This window comes from Grimontia kaedaensis (assembly GCF_023746615.1).
Lineage (GTDB): Bacteria > Pseudomonadota > Gammaproteobacteria > Enterobacterales > Vibrionaceae > Enterovibrio > Enterovibrio kaedaensis.
In genome coordinates this window covers 678,102-700,325 of the sequence record NZ_CP082276.1, presented here as the reverse complement: position 1 = coordinate 700,325, position 22,224 = coordinate 678,102, and the positions used below count along the sequence as shown (strand labels likewise).

The following is a 22,224-nucleotide window of genomic DNA, read 5'->3' as shown; positions in this document are numbered from 1 at the left end:
TCACTCAGCGGGTTGTAATGCTTTGCCCTCAGTCGCCTCTGTGTGCTCCTTAGACCAGGCAATGGCTTCATCAAGCGGCAACGGTCGGGAAAAGTAAAACCCTTGGCAAATATCAATACCGCAGCTTTCCACAAAAGTTTTCTCTGTTTCGGTTTCTACCCCTTCAGCGACCAGCGCACATCCCGTCACCTCACTGATTTTTGCCAACAGTTGGTAGAGGTTTTGCCCTCTTTCTTCTTTCACGTTCAGCAACAAAGAACGGTCCAGTTTCACCTTGTCGAAGTTGTATTTCAGCAAGTGAGGGAAAGACGCATAACCAGAGCCAAAGTCATCAATCGCGACTTTCACGCCAAGGCGTTGCAGCGCATCAATGTTGCGGCTGATCTGTTCATGGTCTTCAAGAAGGGCTTCTTCTGTAATCTCGATTTCCAAGGAGGTTGCTGGAATTTTGTAGTAATGCAGCCTCTCCGCAATACTATCGACAATATCTCTGTCTGAAATCGACTCTGCGGAAATGTTCACTCCCACCTTACAGCGTTCTAGTAAAGGTAAAGTCTTCATATCCGCTAACACGAGGTCGATCACCATCTCATCGAGCTGCTTAATCGCGCCCAACATCTGGAAGTCGTTGATAAAAGTCGGAGGTATCATGTTTCCATGTTCATCACGGTATCGAACCAGTGACTCAAATGCCAAGTGATTGCTGTCTTTTACATTCACTTGAGGCTGATAGTACATGACGAATTCGCCGCGATTCATCATTTTGCTGATGCGCTGGCTAACTTCATGTTTGCTGATATAACTACCCATCGACTCGTTTACATCCCCCAAAAAGGATTTCAGGGTACTGCGTTCAATCTCCATTTTTCGCAACATACCTTTGCTATCCGTGCTGCTTTTGCCCGCATAGTGCAGATAGAAAGGACGATAAATCAGCACACCCATACAAATTACAACAAGTTGCAATGCAGTCCCCGCAAAGCTGTTTTGAGTGGCGAGATAGCCGCTCAGAAATGGCGGTGTCATCCAGTCAACAATGGTACTTACCGGATTGACCAGTCCCAACGCCATCAGACCGTATACCACAATGAAGCTCGCCATTGGCACCAACACAAATGGGACGATTAGCGTTGGATTGAAGATGATAGGTAAACCAAATAGTAAAAGCTCGTTGATGTTAAACATCACCAACGGCATCGCGGAAAGTGCCAGAGCAATGTGTCTTTTCTCTCGGGAAAACAACAGAACACACAAAAGCAAACTCAGAGAGTTACCGGATCCCCCTATCGCCAGAAAGGCGTCGTAAAAGCCCTGGCTCAAAATATTCAGGGGTTCTTCACCAAACTGCCACGCTGAAATGTTCTGCTGTGTATCTTCAAATAGCTGTTGCTTGATGCGAAACAGAAAGTTATGGCCATTAATGCCAACTGCACCCAAAAGGCCGAGCACGAATTGATAAGCCAAGCCACCAGCAAACGTGAGTGGATCTAAGCTGAGATGATCTTTAAACAGCGTTGAGCTCTGCATTATGCTCCCGGTGATTCGGGTAAAGAGGATCGTCAACAACAAAAAGCCGAAGAAATGGGCAGCTTGTTTATACAGCGCACTAACAAAGTCCAATCTGGAAGGGTCTAATGGATAAAGCCGAGCAGAAACACAGCAAATTGCGGCAATAATAGCCGTTAATAACGCCACCAATGGATTATTTGGTAAGCCATTGCTTGCTACCAGTCCATTAGATAAAGAAATAGCAATAAACATAACCAATGAGTAAGGCACCACAACCATTGGGTTGACGTTATGCTTTGTCGACAAATAATAAGTCGTGATAATGCAAAGTGCTGTTGGGTAAATACCAATTAACAAATTTGAAAAATAGAAAAACTTTTGCGCAATGTGAGGAAGTGCAGCAAAGTTTAAAAAATGGCCTACAAAAATCGAAATCGCATTACAAATAGTCAAAGGAAGAAGAAGCAAGAAGACGATTGAGATGTCACGAACATAGGTATCGTAACAGGACCTTAAAGAAGGCATTTTCCACATATTGATGAGTTAGCTCTCGGAGCAAGGCCAAAAAAGTTGGCGGATTATATATGTGGGATTAGATGCTCTCAATTAAAAATAGATGGAAATTTAATATTAATTCATCGAAAAGATTTTTACTTACTGTTAATAAAATTAATTATTCGCAACCAACCAGAAAAATCAACAGCGAAGCTATTTAAATAGACATCGCCGTTAATGATATTATACCCAAACGACCTTAAGATGCTTGAGTTCAGAGGTCATCAATGCGTTCAATTCGAGGCAAATCTCGCGAAGAATAGTCGTTCTATTTTCTTGGAATTTAACGAAGACGTGGGCGCATTGAGGGCCTCCCTTCGGGCGAGATTGACTAGCGCCGTGCCCTTTGTTGTTCCTTTTTGATGGAGATGACTACACTGGCAAAGGAACGCCGCAATCACAACGCCAGTCAATCTCGCTGAATCCCGCACCTTCAGGTTGTTTGGGTATATGTGCTAATAGTTAATTTATTTCGTCAACTCAGTTAAAAACATTTGTTTATTTTGAGAAATATATTGAATATCTTTCTCGTAGGCTAAGTGGTGTCCATCTTCTAAGTTCTGTTGAAATGCCGCGTTCCCCTTCTCTGCTTCTTCTCGCATAAACGAAACCAAAGCCTGCAATCTTTCGATCATGACATCAGGCAAGTTACTTAACATACCTTGGGTCGCGCCATATGCTTTGCAAAACATGCCAGCTCGGGCGATCTGATCATCCAATGTCCCCATTTTATCGAATTCATGGGTCTTAAAAGGTGCCCAACAATAGATCGCATAGGCTAAATCCCAGACTCTCGGTGCAGGATGGGCGGTATCAAAATCAATCACGCTCACTGCTTCTTCCCCATTAAGAACGAGGTTGTATGGCGCGAAATCGCCGTGGCAAATTACTTCCGCCGGTTTTCTTATCGGAAGCAGCCAATTTTCATCCCCCCTTAAACCCTCGACAAAAGAAGCAGACGCATCGTGCATTTGTCTGAGTAAATTTGCCGCACTTGTTAACGCCTGTTTTGATGCAACATTACCTTGAAGCGGATAGTTGTAAACCTGCCCCTCAGCAAAACTTACTGTTTCATGCTCATGGTCAAGCGCAATGGGTTTCGGGCACTGATGAAAGCCTTGTCGATGAAGATGACTCAATAGGCTGTGAATTGTTTGGCTCGTTTGGTTAGCGGGACGAATAACGTGACTTCTCGTCCGATAAATGCCGTCACGACCGCCAGAGAGTTTTTCCATATGTGGCTCCATGTTTGGCGATCAACGACGTATCAAAGGGTAAGCATGGGTGTAAACAAAACAATAACAAAGCTCACCATGATGGATCGCGTCATCACCAGATAAAATTAAGCATAAAAACAAAGGCATAAATTTAAGGTGATTAGCAATTCAACATTGGCTTGCGCTCCATGAGTTCAGAAAGATTCAAGACCAAAGATACTACCGCTTTTTATCCGCTATATCTTTGAACCGTATCGAGTTCGATAAAAATTCGGTCTGATTTATGCTAGCTGATTGCAAAGTTCAGAAATTTCCGCAGTTGCGTATCAAAAATGAGAAACCGAGACTTTCAGCCGTGTCGAGCCGCGATTAGTGCTCGATCTTACAAACTACAGAGTAAATTAATATTGACTGTTTTTTGAACAGTGGTGTAAGTGTAAGTAATGAGACGCAAATGACTTGCGTTACATAGCAACAGAGAAAGGTGACAAAAATAGCAGCGCATCCGCACAGCAAAAATGAAAACGGGTAGCGCAAAGCTGAGAGGCAAAACAGTTATCTGGTCTGAGCGATAAGTCGCCCCAACAAGACCCATAGCGATAACTGGCGATGACTCTGTATGTCAACGTTCGTCCTGTATGGGCGGTACCAAAAGGAGCATGGGGCATGAGTGACGTTGTGCTTAATTTTACGCTTGATGAGTTCAGCGTCCGGCTGGCGAAAGTTCGTGCGGCCATGGAAAACCGTGAATTGGATTTACTTATCATTCACGACCCTTCAAATATGGCGTGGTTGACCGGATATGACGGCTGGTCGTTTTACGTCCCGCAGTGCGTTGTTATTGGGCATACAGGCGATCCGCTATGGTTTGGTAGGAGCCAAGATGCCAATGGCGCTCGACGCACTGTTTACATGAGCCATGACAATGTTATCGGCTATCCCGACCACTATGTGATGAACCCTCCCCTTCATCCTATGGAATACCTTGCCAACGCTGTATTGTACGAAAAGCTTTGGGACAGAGGCCGTATCGGGGTGGAAAAAGACAACTACTACTTCAGCGCCACGGCCTATGAATCGCTTCAGGATAATCTTCCCAACGCCTCTTTTGCGGATGCGACAGGGCTAGTGAATTGGTGCCGCGCTGAAAAATCGGACCAAGAACTTTACTACATGCGTGCTGCAGCAAGAATTGTGGAGAACATGCATCGCGTCGCTTACGAGCTCATTGAGCCAGGGCTACCGAAACACATTCTTGTCGCGGAAATCAATAAACATGCGGTGATGGGACATGATGGCCACTTCGGCGATTACTCTGCCATTGTGCCGCTTTTACCGTCTGGTGTAGACGCATCAGCGCCTCATTTGACCTGGGATGACAGGCCGTTCAAATCCGGTGAAGGCACCTTCATCGAAATGGCTGGTGTTCATCGCAGATACCACTGCCCGCTTTCGCGTACCATCTATCTCGGTGAGCCAGAAGACCATTTCAAGCGTGCCAATGATGCGCTCAATGAAGGCTTGGAAGCTGGCATGGCAGTCGCCAGACCCGGTAATACTTGCGGTGATATTGCAGCGGCACTCAATGCGACAATGGAAAAATACGGCTTTGACCGTGGAGGTTCGCGTTGTGGCTACCCTATTGGACTCAGTTATCCGCCCGATTGGGGCGAAAGAACCATGAGCCTGCGTCCAACCGATAGCACGGTATTGAAAGAAGGCATGACGTTCCATTTTATGCCCGGATTGTGGATGGATGATTGGGGAATGGAGACCACAGAGAGCATCGTGATCACAAGGCGTGGCGCTGAGACACTCTGCGAATTCCCTCGTCAGCTATTTGTTAAACATTGAGTGAACAGAAACGGATTATTTTGTCATGCCTAAATTACCGCCAAGTTCAGTTTCAGCCACTGTCGATTTTGATGCTGACGGGATTCAGCACGGATTTCTAAAATTACCCTACTCGCACAATGATTCAGCGTGGGGCGCGATCATGACGCCCATCACCGTCATCAAAAACGGAGATGGACAAACTGCGCTGCTGACCGGCGGGAATCATGGCGATGAGTACGAGGGAATCACTTCGCTGTTAAAGCTCACCAGTAAGCTCAAACCGAAGCAAATTCGGGGAAGAATAATCATCATTCCAATGATGAATGCGCCAGCGGTTCAAGCATCGGCACGGGTTTCACCGATTGATAATGGCAATATGAACCGCGCCTTTCCTGGTCATCCTTATGGTGGAATGACTGAACGCATGGCGGATTATTTCACCCGTCATCTGATCCCGATGTGTGATACAGCATTAGATATTCACTCTGGCGGTAAAACGCTGGATATCATTCCTTTTGCTGCAGCTCACCGCTTAAAAAACAAAGCGCAGGAATTTCGCTGTATTGAAGGAGCACGTTTATTCGGCGCACCATATACTTTCTTTATGGAAGAAATGGACCCCACCAAGCTTTACGACACCGCTGTTGAATCCAAAGGCAAGGTGTTCGTTACCACCGAGCTTCGTGGCGGTGGCACCACCACCCCCGACACCATCGCGATAGCAGATCGTGGTATCCACAATTTTCTGGTTTACAGCGGCATCTTGCAGAAAAACTATATCGACCCGCCAAGTGAGCCCGTCTCGCTGGAAATTCCAGATAAAGATGCATATCTACAAAGCGAACATAACGGCATTCTGGAAATGTGTGTAAGCCTGGGTGATGAGATCAAAGAAGGCGACCTGATTGCACGTATTTATTCCACCGATCGAACAGGACAAACACCTGCCTATTATCGCGCTACCATTGGAGGCATTCTGGCGGCCAGACGGCACGCCTCGAACATCAGTATCGGCGATACTTTTGCGGTTATCGCCAAAACTGTCGAATAAAACTCGCTTCTACCCCAGTCTATATGCCACGCTTATATGCGTGGTTTTCTTTATTTTTCTGGGAGTAATGGATGAAGCTTGATCGATATGACATCAAAATTCTGCAAATCTTATCCAGAGACGGAAGGATAACTAAATCCAATCTCGCAGAATCCATAAACTTGTCGGTCAGCCCTTGCTGGGAACGTGTTAAACGCCTTGAAGAAGCAGGCATCATTGAAGGCTATGGCGCCAAAATCAATGCCGACCTCTTTGCCAAAAAAACGCCTGTGATGGTCGAGGTGACACTTGGCAAACATCACGCAACCAGTTTCCAACGTTTCGAACAAACCATGCAGGATTGCGCAGAAGTAGCGGATTGTTTCGCCACAGGCGGAGGAGTAGATTACATCATCCGTGTCATGGCAAAAGACATCGACCAGTACCAACGACTGATTGATAGTTGGCTAATGTCAGATTTAGGCATAGAGCGCTACTACACCTACATCGTTACCAAAACCATCAAACAAACACCACAATCACTCGATATCGACGAAAGCCTCGCTGAATAACGGCGAATATATTCTCTATTTTTCAGTTAATTAAAGCCGAAACAGAAAAAACACTAAGTTTTCGGCTGAAAATCCGAAAAATCACCAACCACAGCCCCCTAATACAGAAAACCCATTCCCAGATGCTGGCTTAAAGTTCTACTGAGAACATCATTTTGCTTTGGGAGGTCAACTTATGGCCGCATTGAATTTGCCCCATGATGGGAAAGCGACGGATGCCGTGCTCGACCACTTGCGTGACGCACGCCTGTTCCGTCAACTCGCCTACATCAACGGTAAGTGGGTCGCAGGAAACAAAGACATCGCTGTTACCAATCCAGCCGATGATGACGTGATTGGATATGTTACAGCACTTCGAAAACCGCAGATAGATAGCGCTATTAATGCCGCAGACAAAGCGTTCAAAAAATGGCGCGCGCTGTCCGCAGAACAACGTGCCACTAAGTTGATGTCTTGGCACGACTTGTTGCTCGATAACTGTGAAGATCTCGCGCATTTGATGGTATTGGAGCAAGGCAAAACCCTCGATGAGGCTCGCGGAGAAATCGACTACGGCGCCTCCTTTGTCAGTTGGTTTGCTGAAGAGGCCAAACGGGCATATGGCGAAACCATGCCTAGCCATATTCCTAACGCGCAGCTAGCAACACTGCGTGAACCTATTGGTGTTGCTGCCCTTATCACACCATGGAATTTCCCCAACGCGATGATCACACGAAAGGCTGCGGCGGCACTCGCGATTGGTTGTACCGTGGTGGTGAAACCCGCAAACGAAACCCCTTTCTCTGCCCTCGCATTGGCTGAATTAGCCGAGCGCGCGGGTATTCCATCAGGCGTCTTCAATGTCGTCACTGGCGATGCACCCATGATTTCTGAAGTGCTGTGCGCGTCAGATAAGGTCAAAGCACTCTCTTTTACAGGCTCAACCAGGGTCGGAAAATTGCTGCTTCAGCAAAGCGCAAACACAGTGAAAAAGTGTTCAATGGAATTGGGCGGCAATGCCCCTTTCATTGTGCTGCCAGACATGGACATCAAGCAGGCAGCTAAAGCGGCGATTGATGCTAAGTTCCAAACTTCCGGGCAGGATTGCCTAGCGGCAAATCGCATTTACATCCCTCGCCAACATTATGATGCATTTATTGATGCCTTCGCGACCGAGATGCAAAAGCTGCGCGTGGGTAACGGCATGCAGAAAACCACGGACATTGGTCCTCTCATCAATGCTCAGGCAGCTGAGAAAGCTCAAATGCTGGTAGATGACGCACTCGCGAAAGGTGCGACCTTGATTGCCACGAGCCACAAGAAAGTGCCTGGGGCGAATTTCTTTAACCCAGTGCTACTCACCAACGTCACACCAGAAATGGCGGTATTCCGCGAGGAAAATTTCTGCCCGGTAGCGGGTGTGCTCGGCTATGACGATTTGGACGCCTTGATTGAGTCTGCAAATGACACTGAATACGGCTTGGCAGCTTATATCTATGGCCACGATATTCGCGACATCTGGAAGCTAATGCGAGGCCTTGAGTTCGGCATGGTCAGCGTCAATAGCGTCAAGATGACGGGACACCCTATTCCCTTCGGCGGGATGAAACAATCCGGTCTTGGGCGCGAAGGCAGCCGCCACGGCTTCGATGAATACAGCGAAATTAAATACTACTGTCTGGGCGGTCTCGACACTGCCAGCGGATGCTAGAAGGAACTTCACTATGAACAATAAAATTGATACCAAAGCGCTGCTAGAGATTGACCGTCAGAACGTCTTTCATGCATCGACACACCTCAAACAATATGCACACGGCGAAATGGCTGGCCGCATTATCACTCATGCCAAAGGCATTCGTATTCAGGATTCTGAAGGCGTTGAACTGATTGATGGGTTTGCTGGCCTGTATTGCGTCAACATTGGTTATGGACGCGAGGAAATGGCCGAGGCGATTTATGAGCAGGCTAAAAAGCTCGCCTACTATCACACCTATGTCGGTCACACTAACGAAGCCTTGATTACCCTTTCTGAGCGCATTCTGAAAATGGCAGGCCAAGGCATGAGTAAGGTGTATTACGGCATGTCTGGTAGTGATGCGAACGAAACTCAGCTCAAACTGGTTTGGTACTACAACAACACACGTGGGTTGCCAGAGAAAAAGAAAATCATTTCCCGTGACCGTGGTTATCATGGTTCGAGTATCGCGTCAGGTTCATTGACTGGTCTTCCTCTGTTCCATGCACATTTTGATCTGCCGCTCGAGCGTATCAAACACACCCTCGCGCCCTATTACTATCGCCGCGAAGACGATGGAATGACAGAGCGCGAATTCTCGAAACATTGCGCTGACGAGCTTGAAAAAATGATCCTCGCTGAAGGCCCAGAGACTGTGGCAGCCATGATCGGTGAGCCTGTGTTAGGAACGGGCGGCATTGTTCCACCACCAGAAGGCTACTGGCAGGAAATCCGCAAGGTACTGGATAAATACGACATTCTGCTGATTTCAGACGAAGTGGTATGTGGCTTTGGTCGTCTGGGCGCAGATTTCGGTTCGATCATGTACGACATGAAACCGGACTTAATCACCGTCGCTAAAGGCCTGACATCCGCTTATCAACCACTATCTGGTGTGATGGTTGGTGAGCGTGTTTGGAAAGTGCTGGAAGATGGCACTGACAAATGGGGAGCGATTGGCCATGGTTACACCTATTCCGGCCATCCGCTCGGAGCAGCGTCGGCACTATGCAATCTCGATATTATCGAGCGCGAGAACCTGACCACCAATGCACGGGATACGGGTGCTTACTTCCAGCAGCAAATGCAGGCGACGTTTGCCAACCATCCATTGGTGGGTGACAGCCGCGGAATTGGCTTGCTGCATGCGCTGGAGTTTTCCAGCAACAAATACAAACGCGAGCACTTTGCCCCTAACCTAAAAGTGGGCCCACAAATCGCGGCGGCCTGTATGGAGCAAGGGCTGATTGCACGGGCAATGCCACATGGCGACATTCTGGGATTTGCCCCACCATTAGTGGTCGACCGTGGAGATATTGATGAAATCGTCGCCCGTGCCAAGAAAGCCATTGATAAAGTCACCGACAACTTGGTGAATAATGGCAGTTGGAAAGCCGCATAAACGACAAAAGCCCCTTTCGGGGCTTTTTCTTTACTACTTACTACCCACTAAACCGCAGGAGCGAGTTCCGCCTCTTTCACCTTCTTCGGCGGCTTAATGCCGAACAAGATAGAGAACATCACGGGAACCACAATCAGCGTCAGAATGGTTGCGAAGCCAAGACCTGCCATAATGGTGATCGCCATTGAGCCGAAGAAGGCGTCAAACATCAATGGGATCAAACCCAGAATGGTTGTCAGCGCCGCCATGCTCACTGGACGAACACGGCTTACCGCACTGTCCACAATCGCCTGATAGGGCTCTTTGCCCGAATCCAGCTCGAGGTTAATTTGGTCAAGCAGTACGATACCGTTTTTCAGGATCATTCCGCTCAAGCTCAACAAGCCAAGGAACGCGGTAAAGCTAAATGGCATATTCCACAGCAGCAGACCAAAGGCCACACCGATGATCGACAACGGGACAGTAAACCAGATAACCAAAGGCTTTTTCAGCGAATTGAACAACAACATGGTGATGACAAACATCAGCAAATAACCCATCGGTAACGAGCCAAATAGCGAATCCTGCGCATCCTTAGATGACTCGTACTCACCACCCCAGCTGATCTCATATCCTGCTGGCAATACCAGAGCCATCACCTGCGGTTGGATACGGCTCAACAGTGCTGCCGGCGTGTCCTCACTCAGAATGTCATGGTCTGCCAACACCGTCAGTGTGCGTTTGCGGTCACGACGCTTGATCAGCGGCTCTTCCCACGTCAGCTCAACACCATCAATGATTTGATCGATGGGCACATAAGCTTGCAGAGATGGGCTCCAAATCGTCGCGTTCTGAATCGATTCGAAATCGACTCGTTCATTTTCCGGTAAACGGCCAACAATAGGCAAAATGTCTGTACCATCGCGAAGCTGACCAATCGCCGCGCCACCAAAAGTCATTTGCAGAGTATTCGACAAATCTTCCTTCGAGATACCCAGGCGTCGAGCCTTGGACTCGTTGAACACGGGCACCAACTCTTTGGTGCGCTCACGCCAGTCATGGCGAATGTTTCTCGCGCCCGGATCGGTATGAAGAATGTCTTCCACCTGTACTGCGATTTCGCGCAATACCTGCGGATCTGCGCCCGTGATACGTGCTTCTATTTTGGAAGCCGGAGACGGTCCGAACTCAATCAACTTGAACTGGAATGTTGGTGTATCAAATTCCCGCGGAAGCTCTGCGTTGAGTTGGCGCAATACTACGAACATGTTTTCACGGTCCGTCGCACGGATCTGGATCTGCGCATAAGCTTCATAGCTTTGTTCTGGCTGATAAGTCAGCGCAAAACGCTGCAAACCCTGCCCCACAGAAGACGATACAAAATCAATGTGGTCTTGTTGGCGAACGTAATCTTCAACCTTCTTCGTTTCTTCAATCGTCTTGCGGATATCTGTGCCTTCCGGCATCCAAAGATCGACATAGAACATTGGCGTATTTGACGGCGGGAAGAACTGTTGTTTCACCATACCGAACGCCATCACCGCAGCGACCAACAAGGCGACCATACCTGCCACTGTCAGCCAGCGGAAGCGCATCGCCAGCTTCAGCGACCAACCAAATAGGGTGAACAACCAACCTTTATACGGGTCGACATCTTCACTTGCAGCGTCTTCTTCTTTGAGCAACAAACTCGCGAGGAAAGGCGTGATAGTCAGCGCCGTTACCCAGCTCAGGAACAGTGAATAACACAGTACCCAGAAAAGCGATCCCATGAATTCACCAGTCGCGTCTTCCGAAAGACCAATCGGTGCAAAAGCAGTAATCGCAATCACGGTTGCACCAAGCAGAGGCCATTGGGTCTGCTTAACAATGTCAGCCGCCGCTTGCACGCGGGTGCGCCCTTTCTTCAGACCAACCAATATGCCTTCGACTACCACAATGGCGTTGTCCACCAGCATACCGAGAGCAATGATCAACGCGCCCAGTGAGATGCGGTGAAGCTCAATTTCGTTGTAATCCATCAGGATGAAGGTACCGAACACAGTCAACAGCAACACAAGGCCGATGATTATCCCGCTTCGCATCCCCATGGCGAACAGCAGCACGATGATAACAATTGCCACCGCCTGCCCCAGACTCACTACAAAGTCCTGAACCGAGGCATCAACTTCTCCTGCTTGGTTATAGAAATGGTTCAATTCGATACCAACAGGTTTGAGCGACTCCAGACGCTCAAGTTCTGCATCCAGTCTTTGCCCTACTTCCACCACGTTTACACCAGAGGCAAATGAGATACCGATGTTTATCGCTGGCTTACCGTTGAAGCTGATGACATTACCAGGCTTTTCCTGAATGCCACGAGATACTGTCGCTACATCTTTCAGGCGAATCAAATTGCCGGTGTCACGGCCGTGAATAATCAGATTTTCCAGCGCTTCGACTGAGGTCAAAGTACCACTTGGTCGAATCACCAGACTTTCACCGTTCACCATGACTTCACCGGAAGAGACGACATTGTTCTGGCGATTGAGCAGAGACGAAACTGTAGTCATATCCAGATCAAGCGCTGCCAGTCGGTCGAGGGAGATCTCAACAAACAGCATCTCTTGCTGGTCACCCGCGATCGATACCTTGCCCACGCCCTCGACCAGTTCGAGGTCTCGGGCCAGGTAATCGGCATAGCGCTTTAGCTCAACATAATCGTAGCCATCACCGGTGAGCATCAGCATCACCCCGAATACGTCACCAAAGTCATCGATGATAGAGAGTGAATTTACGCCGCTCGGAAGAGAGGGTTGAAGATCGTTAATCTTACGGCGCATTTCATCCCAAATTTGCGGGAGTTCATCCGGGCCATAATCCATCTTCATCGACACCATCAACTGCGACATACCGCTTGAGGACGTGGACGTGATTTTGTCGATGTAAGGTAAACGACGGATTTCTTTTTCCAGCGGATACGTCAACTCTTCTTCGACTTCTTTTGGTGTCGCCCCCGGATAAGTCGCGACCACCATGGCATCTTTAATCGTAAATGCAGGGTCTTCGAGTCGTCCTAAATCGAGAAAAGAGAACACACCTCCTACTGCGAGGATGACGATGAAAAGCCAGCTGATGACTTTGTTTTTTATTGAATATTCAGCGATGTTCATCCGTTACTTTTCTCCGTCGCCTCAACCTTTTTACCCTCACGCAGTTTGCGCAGGTTTGAGTTCACCAGAATGTCTCCCTCAGAAATGCCAGACGCGACAATGGCGCCGTCGCCCGTTACTTCTGAGACGGCCACTTCAATGCGGTTAACTTGATCGTCTTTGAGCTTCCACACATAGAAACGGCCTTTTTCGTCACCAGCCTGGAGCACTGTCATCGGCACTTTGTAGCCATCAACAGCTGAGATACCAGCCTGCACCATGTCGACAGAAACAGTTGCTGTGGTACCTGGTAAAATCTCCGGTGAAACCTGTGCCATGGAAAGCCACATTTCGTAACTGCCCGTTTGCTCGTTCGGTTCACTGGTGTGTTCGAGATAACGCATTTGGTATGCGCCATCGATGCCGGAGAAGGTCACCTGCGGTGTGTAAGGAATGCGTTCACCCGTTGGGTTGATCATCGAAAGCAGGTTGTCAGAAAGCTCAATCTGCACATAGACCTTGTTGTCCTGATACAGATTTACCACTGGTTCACCTGCCTGAACGCGCTCAAAGCGCTCTTTTGGCACATCAGAAACCGTGCCTGTGAATGGCGCTTTCAGCTCGGTGTATTTCAACTGGTTTTGCGCTAAAGCAAACTGGGCGCGTGCCAATTGCGCATTGGCTTGTAGCTCATCCAGTTCCGCTTCTGAGATCATTTCGTTTGAACGTAAACCACGTCCACGCTCAAGCTGTCGGGAAGCCAGGGTATATCGCGCTTTCGCATCGTTGTAAGTTTGACGGACGGCGTTGTCGTCGAGACGTGCAATCAACTGACCCGCTTCTACATGGTCGCCGGCTTTAACATAAACTTCGCGAAGTTCACCTGTGCTTCGAAACGCGATAGGCGTTTTCTCCGCAGGCACCACTTCCCCTTTAAAGGTACGGAATTGGTTCTTCACCGGAGCATCAACCTGTACGGTCGACACATATAAAAGTGACGCCGTCACGTTCTGTTCTTCTGTCTGACAGCCAGTCAGCATAAGCGCACTAATCATGGCGGCAGTGAGTGCTTTTACTTTCATCAAATCCCTTCCTCACGTTCCCATGCTTTCACTTCCTGACCTTCATGAAGCGTTTCTACACCGGCGACAACCACCAGGTCTTTTTCATCCAGACCAGAGAGAATCTTGCCTTGTGGCGTCAGAGAAACTGCCGCTTTTGCGACGCGATGGGTAGATGGGTCCATTACCCAAACCGTCCCTTCGCTGTCATTTCGGCTGACCCATGCACTTTCAGGCAACGAGAGCTGTAGACCTGCTTCTAATCGCACAATGTGTACCTGCCCTGTCATACCGATCAATAAGTTACGGTGTTCAGGACGAACGACAGTCATGGTCGCTTGATAGGTATTGGTATCGGTATTTGGCTGGGTCGAGATTTCTTTGAATGCGCCGGGGATTTTTACGTTGGGTTCACTATCCAGAGAAAGCCACATGGTTTGGGCTGGCAGGTTGGCAATCCCCATTTTCTCCACAAAGCTAACTGGCATAGTGAAAGACACATCCAGTTTTGTATTGTCGATGATGTTCAGGATTTGCTGTTTCGCAGCAACCACTTGATTCGGTTTGACGAAGGTGTAGGAAACGACACCATCAAATGGCGCGATTAACTGGGTGTACCCCAACTCTGTTCTGGCTTGCTCGTAACGGGCGCGTTCCGCTTTGTAGTTGGTTTCCGCCTGCTCATAGACATCAGTGCTCACGAGCTTTTTCGCGTAAAGGCGCTGAGAGCGTTCCCATTGAGTGCGCGCCAGAGAATAACTGGCTTTCGCTGAATCCAGAGATAAAGTCAGATCACTGTCATCCAGCGTCGCAAGCACATCGCCTTCGGCAACGCGCTGCCCCATTCGCACATTCAGTTGCTGGACTTCACCACCAACCTGAAAAGAAAGCTGAGCACGATTTGTAGCATCAATTTCAGCCAAAAAGTTATCCGAACTGGACAGTACATAATCTTCCACTGCCAAAAGCTTTACAGGCTTCACTGGCATAGGTTCCGGCGTTTCAGAGACGGCTTCATTGCATCCAGACAACAATCCCACCATGACAAGCAGGGCGAGGACATTTCCGAGGGTGCGTTTCATTCGTTGATATCGCACAACTCTCACTCCATAGGTTTATATTATACACCTGTGCAGTATAAGACCGAATACGAACAGATCAATATATTTTCCATGTGTATAATAAAAATATTGGAGTCCTTTTCTGGGATCTGGTAAATATGCACAGTGTTTTAGGGGAAACTGCAGACAGATATGCAAGAACGAAAGCAAGGCCGTCGTAGTGCGGAAGCAGCAGAGCAGACGAAATGCGACATTCTCCATGCAGCAGCAGACATGTTTGCCGAGCAGGGTTTTGAGCGCGTATCACTCAGAAACATCAGCGAAAAAGCAGGTGTTTCACACAGTCTGATCCGCCACCACTTCGGCAGCAAAGAGCAGATCTGGCAAGCAGTGAGTGACGGTATGGATGACTTCATGCAGCGTTACATTACCGCCATCCTCAACTATCTTCCCGAGTCATACACCAGCGCCCAACGTGTCTATCACTTCCTGTCCTACATGAGTGCATTCACGCTGGTTCACCCTCGCCCAATCCAGTTTATCGCTGATGCTGTGCGACAAGACGACGACGCATTGTTGCGTTACTTCCTGCGCTCAAAAGATGAGTTTTCCGCCGCTTTCTCTTCGCTGTTTGATGAATACAACCGCGACAATCCAGAAAATCCTATCGATATGTGGGAAATGAAATGGCAGATGCTACAAACCGTCCATGCCGCCACCAGCTTGCGCCCGATGATGGCAGAAACTTGGCCAGAGTGCGAAGGTGACCATGACAGGCTTCTGATGAAACACTGGTCTCTCTACAATCGGATAATCGCGATACAGCTTGATATTAATGCCGATGAAATGATCAAAGTCGATTCCCTCAACTCACTGCTTTTCGACGTGCCATGCCACGTTTAAACCTCACTGGAGTTGGTCACCCATGAGGCAATAACCTGTTCGAGGTTGAGCCAGTAGCCAAACAAAAACCCGGCTTCCGCCGGGTTTTTGTTTTCTGTTCATCTGGGAGCACATAGGGCTTAAGCCAATTGAAATATAAACCGTACTTTGTACTGATAGTCAACTCACACTTTTGCTCTAGAACTTCATGATGGAGGATTCAAAAACCTACCATTTTTCACTACCAGCGTATTAGTAAGGGGCAGCAAGTGGTAAACAGGAGGCTATTTATCTATCATGATAAATTTTACTGGGCATTGGCTCATGCAAAATATGCATCTCAATAGATTTAACGCATTAAAATTTTGATCTCTGTATCCAGCCCCCTAACCCGGGGCTTTTTTTACGCCCGGGCATATCGCTCCGAGTAATCAAAGAAGTCATTAGCCCCCATTGAGCGTGCGAAGTACCAACCTTGTACTTTGACATCATGCTTCTTGGCGACGTAATTGTACTGCTCTTGGGTTTCCACCCCTTCAACAATGATCTTCATGCCCAGTTCATGGGCAATCGCTATCAGTCCATTGAACACTTTTTTGCCCTTTTCGTCTGCTAGTGCGCGGACAAAACTCTGGTCAATTTTAAGCGCATCAATGTCAAAGCGGTTCAGGTAACTCAACGAGCTATAACCCGTACCAAAATCGTCGATGTGTACGGATGCACCCACCTTATGCAGACGACGGATTGAATCGCCCACCATTTTTTCGTTCCCCAACAAAGCGCCTTCGGTGATCTCAAAGTGAATCAAACCCGGTATGCTGCTTATTTTGGTGACGATCCTTTCCATGCGATGCCCATCACTCAATGTATCGGCAGTAATATTCACGCTGATAGGGATTTCCAATCCTTGACCCATCCACTGATGACACTGCTCAACACACTTATCCACCACCCACATGTCGATATCACTCATCATCTGGGCTTTTTCAAACACGGGCAGAAAATCTCCAGGCAGCTCGACATTACCTTGTTGATCTTTCACCCGAATCAAGGCTTCTACACCAACAACCCTGCGGGTTTCACAGCTGATCTGAGGTTGGAACTCAAGAAAGAACTCACGATGGGAAAATGACTCCATGTGAAGCTGGGTCACTTCAATCTCGCGCAGACGCAACAGAGACTCGCGTACTGGGTCGTATGACAGTACATAAGCCTCCTCTTCCTTGCGGGTATATGTGGTATCAAGCGATGGAAGATAAACGTTTTGCTTGCTCGCTTGCTCATCCACCATTTTCAGGAACGGCAGATACACAAAGATGTTCATCACAACAATCGCTATCTGGAAGACCACTGCAGCGATATCTCCCCCTGTCGCGATATAAGCATTGATCACGACAGGGCTGGTTAGCGGTGCCAACGTATATGGAATAGTGACAAGTCCACTATTCAGTACCAGAACCGCAACCCAAACATTGATCAAAGGCGTCAGCAAAAATGGTAGGAATAAACGCAAGTTAAAGATGATCGGCAAGCCAAAGAGAAGTAACTCATTAATGTTAAACAGACCAAGAGGAATACTTGTTAAAGCTATCAACCGCATCTTAGTGCTCTTGGAGAACATCAACACCGCAAATGAAAGCCCAAGCGTCGAACCAGCACCACCCACAAACACAAACAGTGCCATGGTTGAAAGGTTCATCACATTCGGAGCTTCGCCGCCGGCCATCACGGTTGTCCGGTTGATTTCGAGCGCATGGACTAGAGGTTCAACCAATGGGGTTAACGCATAGTAGCCATGTATCCCCAAGAACCAGAGCACAGAATTCAGTGAAGCAAAGACAGCCCCAGATTCAATAGGAGAATTCTCAAAATCCGTGTTGTGGAGCGTCTGCAACATAATTTCCATATCGAACAGGTGATATACCCAGGAAAGTCCCATTGCCACTACTGCAACAAGTCCAGCAACAATCACGCCAGGCAACATCAGATTCATGGAATCCTTTACCGGTTTACCGGCAATCTCACTGCTTAGAACCCTTGTCCAACGAAAGCGCTTTATCTTGGAGAGTAAAGGCACAGCATAAAGCGGTAAGGTCAACCCAACGAAGAGGAGTAAAGTATCGACGGCTTTGTCTTCACTGCCCATTACCTGTGCAGTCACAGCCACGTATGCCATGTTCAAGATGACAACAGGCGGCCTGGGTAAGCGCCAATAAATAGCGAACATTGAGCTTATTGAAGCGGCAAAAAGATAGGGGTAAAGCCGCACCAACATGTCGATAAGTTGGGTGAGATTTTCCTGAAGGATGGGAGCGGAAAAACCAAAAAAGTCGAGAAGGCTGGAGGTGAATACCAAGGTATTAGAGAGGATCAAACACGGAACCAGCCAGAGCATCCCATCACGTACTGCCCTTAATGGGCTCCACAAAGCTTCAACGGTCCTTGATACTAACTTGGTGAATAGATGTTGCATTGAGTTGTTATTCTTCATCGCGTATACACCAACACACATAGAGTAATACGATGCCCGGTTTTTCCGGGCAATCTGCTCACTGACTCTAAATCTAGCTGAACGAAATTGCTTGCAGTGCAACATTTTTTGGAGCCCGGTTGATAAAGCTATACGACAATATGAAAAAAGAAAAATAGATATTGATGAATAGTTTAAGAGACTAACCCAACCTCGCAAAAGTGATACAAATAATTAGTCTTGTACAAGTTTTTGGGTTTTTCCCTCAGTCAAAACTCATCCCTGTTAACCCAATGTGTAAATCCTGCTCCACACCACAATGTTCTCCAATGTCCCAATTAACCTCGACTTTCTCTCCTGATTTACGCATCTTGTGCGCTGTTTTTCGCTGCCTTTTACTTTTGGTGGCGCCCCAAGGAAGGAATCTACATCATGGATAAGGAACATAGTCTGAGAGAAAATTTACTTGCCTTGCTACTTGGCAGTGCGCTTGTTTCTCTTGGTGTTATCTTTTTCAACAAAGTCGGCTTACTGACTGGTGGTACAGCAGGGCTTGCCATTTTCCTTACTAAGGTCAGCTCCTTTAGCTTCGGTCAAATCTTCTTTGCTCTAAACCTGCCGTTTTACGTTTTGTCTGTCATGCGTATGGGCTGGCGATTCACCCTCAATACCTTCATTGCAGTTACTATTGTTTCAGTCGCTGTTGATCATCTACACCATGTGATTGAGATTGCCCGCATTGACCCTATCTACGCTGCTATTATCGGCGGCGGGTTGATTGGTATGGGTATGTTGGTGATCTTCCGCCACAAGATGAGTCTGGGCGGTTTCAACATTCTCGCCCTGTACTTACAGGAACGTTTTGGTATCCGCGCCGGAAAAGTACAGATGGCCCTGGACTGCAGTATTGTAGTGATGTCGCTATTTATCGTTGATTTCTGGTTGATTGCCCTATCTATTGTCGGCGCTATTTCCACAAATCTGATACTGGCAATCAACCATAAGCCAGGTCGCTACCAACCTAATCCGCAAACTGCGTAAATCGTCGCTGATATAAACAAGAAAGCCGCCAAACTTGGCGGCTTTCTTGTTTCTGGTTTTTGCGTAGCTAATAGAAACTGATAGGAAGATAGAAATCGAGCTCAAACTGTTCATCCTCATTCAGGAAATGGTTTTTATGATAGTGAACATACGCGGGCGTCGAATTCAGCTTAAAACCAGAAGCCGGAAGCCATTGTTCCAGTACCTTACTGATTTGTGGAAGCAATTCACCATAAACGCCCGTCAGCCTGAATACCGCATGCAATCCTCCAGGTATCACTAGCTGGTTGACTACCCCCCGTACTTTTATGGGCTTATCAATGGCAATGCAGGCCACATAGCGACATTTATCCAACTCAACCCATGCTGGGTTTGAGTGATGCAAGCCAAACTGAATAATGTCATCTCGTCCTTCTGCGTTCGCCCAAGCTTTAATCACCCGCCAAGCGTTCTTGATAGAGCGGTTATAACCAACATGACGAACATATGCTGCGAAACGCTCTGGCACTTCTACGATTTTGGGTTCCGGTAGTTGTCGGGTTGAGACTCTGTGATAACCCGCCGCCACTTCTGGGTCACGTAAGTAAGGCTTTTCGTCACCTTCAAACTCATGCCTTCGCCACTCTCCCGGTGAGACATGAAAAGTCGCTTTGAACGCACGGCTGAACGAAGACACCGAATTAAAGCCACATTTATTGGCAATCTCTAGCACGGATGATCCCGCATCAAACATCAACTGATTCGCCGCATACTCCATGCGGGTTCTTCGTATGTACTGGTGAATCGATTCGCCCACTACACTCTTGAAAATACGGTGAAAGTGTTGCTCTGAATATGCAGCCACATCAGCCAGCTTCTTTGCAGGTAAGTCGCGGCTGATATCTTTGTGAATGTAATAGAGCACATCATTGATGCGTGAAATATGCTGTTGGCTCATTAATGGAAATAGCATAAATGGACATGTTTTAGAGCATAAATGGACACACGAAAACAATCAACGAGGAGTAATATAAATCCTATCCCCTCAAACGGGGCCAATAATAAAAACTCAATCAGGTGCAAACATGGAAATCGCTAAGTCTCTTCAACAGACCCCATCGTCATACATTCGTGAAATTCTTGCTGCGGCGTCAGACAAAAATGTTATTTCACTGGCAGGTGGTCTGCCTGATGAAAAGACATTTCCTATTGATTTAATGAAGCCAATGCTGGAAAGCCTTTCTGATATGCCAGAACTCTTTCAATACGGTGCCACTGCAGGTTATACGCCACTATTGAACTTCCTGAATGATTACTTCCAACTGCCTGATACTCATATTGCGATGGCTTGCACTGGCTCTCAACAAGGGCTTGACCTGATTGCCCGCGCTTACGTGAACCCTGGCGATAAAGTCGTGATGGAAGCACCAAGCTATCTGGGTGCAATGCAGGTGTTCGGTCTCGTACAAGCAGATATCGTCACTGTTCCACAAACCGAATTTGGCCCGGATATCGAAGCCCTACGCACCGTATTCTATGAGCAGTCACCAAAGATGTTTTATGCAGTGCCGGACTTCCATAACCCAACGGGTGTGTGTTGGTCGCTGGAAACCCGTAAGCAAGTGGCGGCGCTTTGTGAACAATACAATGTGGCACTGATTGAAGATGCTCCATACCGCGAATTGCGTTTTTCAGGTGAAGCGATTCCACTGGTTTCCGACTTCTGCCCGCAGCACTCAATCGTGCTGCGCTCTTTCTCTAAAATTGCCTCGCCCGGTCTGCGCATTGGCATTGTAAGCGGCAAAAGCAGCTACCTTGAACCACTCATCAAAATCAAACAAGGTGCGGATCTACATTCCAGCGTGCCAATGCAGGCGCTTTTGCTCGGCCTTCTGAAACATGACAACTTTGACTACCACATTGATACTATCCGTACGCTTTACAAATCGCGCTACGAAACATTGTATTCAGAATTGCAAGATAAGTTGCCGGAAGGATGTGAAATTAAACCTGTTGATGGTGGCATGTTTGTTTGGGTCACCCTGCCAACCTGCGACACGTTTGAGTTGGCAAAAGAGCTCTTGAAAGAAGGTGTTGCTGTCGTACCAAGTCCGGTTTTCTACCCGCAACCAGAAGCAGCACAAGCAGCTCTTCGGCTAAACTTTACCAATGCGACAAAAGACGAGTTGGTGATGGCGATTTCGAGGCTTGCTGATGGCCTAGCGAAGCACTTGGACTAACAAGAAAAAGGCGTAGGTATTGTTTCCGACCTACGCCTCAATCGAAACCCAAATATGCCACCTTTCGTTTTGTCTAGTGGTTTTATTTAGGCTTGATTAATGACGTTTTTAATTATTCCTACCGCTTTCACTGTCGCTGCTACGGCAACTGCCGCAACACCCACATCGGATGCTGTATCTTCGACTGACCCCAAGTCAATCGAGCTTGATACTTGACCGATACTTTCAGTTGCATCTGCAAGTACTTCAAATGGTACAAACAAAGCAGCGACAAGAACGAAAAAGTATTTTATTTTCATAGCAGAGATCCTCAACAGCTTCCTTGCAGACCTGCGTTTAACAAGGAATGATAAAAATTACCTCACCCTTCTCAATTTAGTTCTCAAAATGAGAAAATCAATAAAAAATATTTACTCAATAAAATCAAAAACAAAGAAATCGTAGCTTTTATCAAAATGAGAAATAGCCCAAATAGATAAGCACAAAGGAGTGAAAGTTGTACAGAGCTGAGGAATTTATACCGTATCGAAGACCATATAATAACG

General features: G+C 47.6%; 16 protein-coding genes. 8 read left to right on the top strand and 8 right to left on the bottom strand.

Annotated features, from left to right (window positions below; translation table 11 throughout):
- Positions 1-2,043, bottom strand: a complete 2,043-nt coding sequence (locus tag K6Q96_RS19970) for an EAL domain-containing protein (RefSeq protein WP_251882196.1) — start codon at positions 2,041-2,043, stop codon at positions 1-3.
- A gap of 488 nt (positions 2,044-2,531) precedes the next feature.
- A complete protein-coding gene (locus K6Q96_RS19965; protein ID WP_251882195.1) occupies positions 2,532-3,299 on the bottom strand; it encodes a phosphotransferase enzyme family protein in 768 nt (255 codons plus the stop codon).
- A gap of 648 nt (positions 3,300-3,947) precedes the next feature.
- Here K6Q96_RS19965 and doeA point away from each other — a divergent pair.
- The 5 genes from doeA to K6Q96_RS19940 all read left to right on the top strand — a co-directional run bounded on the left by doeA (position 3,948) and on the right by K6Q96_RS19940 (position 9,835).
- The gene (gene doeA / locus K6Q96_RS19960) at positions 3,948-5,135 is read left to right on the top strand and encodes an ectoine hydrolase DoeA (protein WP_251882194.1); all 1,188 of its coding nucleotides are present in this window, start codon (positions 3,948-3,950) and stop codon (positions 5,133-5,135) included.
- 25 nt (positions 5,136-5,160) lie between these two features.
- Positions 5,161-6,168 carry a N(2)-acetyl-L-2,4-diaminobutanoate deacetylase DoeB gene (doeB, locus tag K6Q96_RS19955; RefSeq protein ID WP_251882193.1) on the top strand — a complete coding sequence of 336 codons (1,008 nt, stop codon included), beginning with the start codon at positions 5,161-5,163 and terminating at the stop codon, positions 6,166-6,168.
- Between the two features lie 71 nt (positions 6,169-6,239).
- A complete protein-coding gene (locus K6Q96_RS19950) occupies positions 6,240-6,719 on the top strand; it encodes an Lrp/AsnC family transcriptional regulator (protein ID WP_251882192.1) in 480 nt (159 codons plus the stop codon).
- A gap of 175 nt (positions 6,720-6,894) precedes the next feature.
- Complete coding sequence (locus K6Q96_RS19945) at positions 6,895-8,409, top strand: NAD-dependent succinate-semialdehyde dehydrogenase (RefSeq protein ID WP_251882191.1); 1,515 nt, start codon at positions 6,895-6,897, stop codon at positions 8,407-8,409.
- A 13-nt stretch (positions 8,410-8,422) separates the two neighbouring features.
- Entirely contained in the window at positions 8,423-9,835 is a 1,413-nt protein-coding gene (locus K6Q96_RS19940) for an aspartate aminotransferase family protein (protein WP_251882190.1), read from the top strand.
- A 47-nt stretch (positions 9,836-9,882) separates the two neighbouring features.
- Here the strand turns inward: K6Q96_RS19940 and K6Q96_RS19935 are convergent, their stop codons facing one another.
- The 3 genes from K6Q96_RS19935 to K6Q96_RS19925 are packed head-to-tail and all read right to left on the bottom strand — an operon-like array spanning position 9,883 to position 15,103.
- The gene (locus K6Q96_RS19935) at positions 9,883-12,966 is read right to left on the bottom strand and encodes an efflux RND transporter permease subunit (RefSeq protein WP_251882189.1); all 3,084 of its coding nucleotides are present in this window, start codon (positions 12,964-12,966) and stop codon (positions 9,883-9,885) included.
- Positions 12,963-14,027 carry an efflux RND transporter periplasmic adaptor subunit gene (locus K6Q96_RS19930; RefSeq protein ID WP_251882188.1) on the bottom strand — a complete coding sequence of 355 codons (1,065 nt, stop codon included), beginning with the start codon at positions 14,025-14,027 and terminating at the stop codon, positions 12,963-12,965. The genes K6Q96_RS19935 and K6Q96_RS19930 overlap by 4 nt, the downstream gene beginning before the upstream one ends.
- Complete coding sequence (locus K6Q96_RS19925; protein ID WP_434802183.1) at positions 14,027-15,103, bottom strand: efflux RND transporter periplasmic adaptor subunit; 1,077 nt, start codon at positions 15,101-15,103, stop codon at positions 14,027-14,029. Before K6Q96_RS19925 ends, K6Q96_RS19930 begins: the two co-directional genes overlap by 1 nt.
- Before the next feature lie 156 nt (positions 15,104-15,259).
- Between K6Q96_RS19925 and K6Q96_RS19920 the strand changes: the two genes are divergently transcribed.
- The gene (locus tag K6Q96_RS19920) at positions 15,260-15,970 is read left to right on the top strand and encodes a TetR/AcrR family transcriptional regulator (protein WP_251882187.1); all 711 of its coding nucleotides are present in this window, start codon (positions 15,260-15,262) and stop codon (positions 15,968-15,970) included.
- 382 nt (positions 15,971-16,352) lie between these two features.
- On the opposite strand, the gene K6Q96_RS19915 is transcribed toward K6Q96_RS19920, so the two are convergent.
- Positions 16,353-18,440 (bottom strand): EAL domain-containing protein, encoded by a 2,088-nt coding sequence (locus K6Q96_RS19915; RefSeq protein WP_251882186.1) that lies wholly within the window; start codon positions 18,438-18,440, stop codon positions 16,353-16,355.
- 411 nt (positions 18,441-18,851) lie between these two features.
- Between K6Q96_RS19915 and K6Q96_RS19910 the strand changes: the two genes are divergently transcribed.
- On the top strand, positions 18,852-19,460 hold the full coding sequence (locus K6Q96_RS19910; RefSeq protein WP_251882185.1) for a DUF6198 family protein: 609 nt from the start codon (positions 18,852-18,854) through the stop codon (positions 19,458-19,460).
- A gap of 67 nt (positions 19,461-19,527) precedes the next feature.
- Here K6Q96_RS19910 and K6Q96_RS19905 read toward each other — a convergent pair whose 3' ends face one another.
- Positions 19,528-20,397: an AraC family transcriptional regulator gene (locus K6Q96_RS19905; RefSeq protein ID WP_251882355.1), complete on the bottom strand. Its 870-nt coding sequence runs from the start codon at positions 20,395-20,397 to the stop codon at positions 19,528-19,530.
- A gap of 127 nt (positions 20,398-20,524) precedes the next feature.
- On the opposite strand from K6Q96_RS19905, the gene K6Q96_RS19900 reads away from it, so the two are divergent.
- Positions 20,525-21,679 carry an aminotransferase-like domain-containing protein gene (locus K6Q96_RS19900; RefSeq protein WP_251882184.1) on the top strand — a complete coding sequence of 385 codons (1,155 nt, stop codon included), beginning with the start codon at positions 20,525-20,527 and terminating at the stop codon, positions 21,677-21,679.
- 86 nt (positions 21,680-21,765) lie between these two features.
- Here K6Q96_RS19900 and K6Q96_RS19895 read toward each other — a convergent pair whose 3' ends face one another.
- Positions 21,766-21,978 (bottom strand): hypothetical protein, encoded by a 213-nt coding sequence (locus K6Q96_RS19895; protein WP_251882183.1) that lies wholly within the window; start codon positions 21,976-21,978, stop codon positions 21,766-21,768.
- Positions 21,979-22,224: the final 246 nt, after the last annotated feature.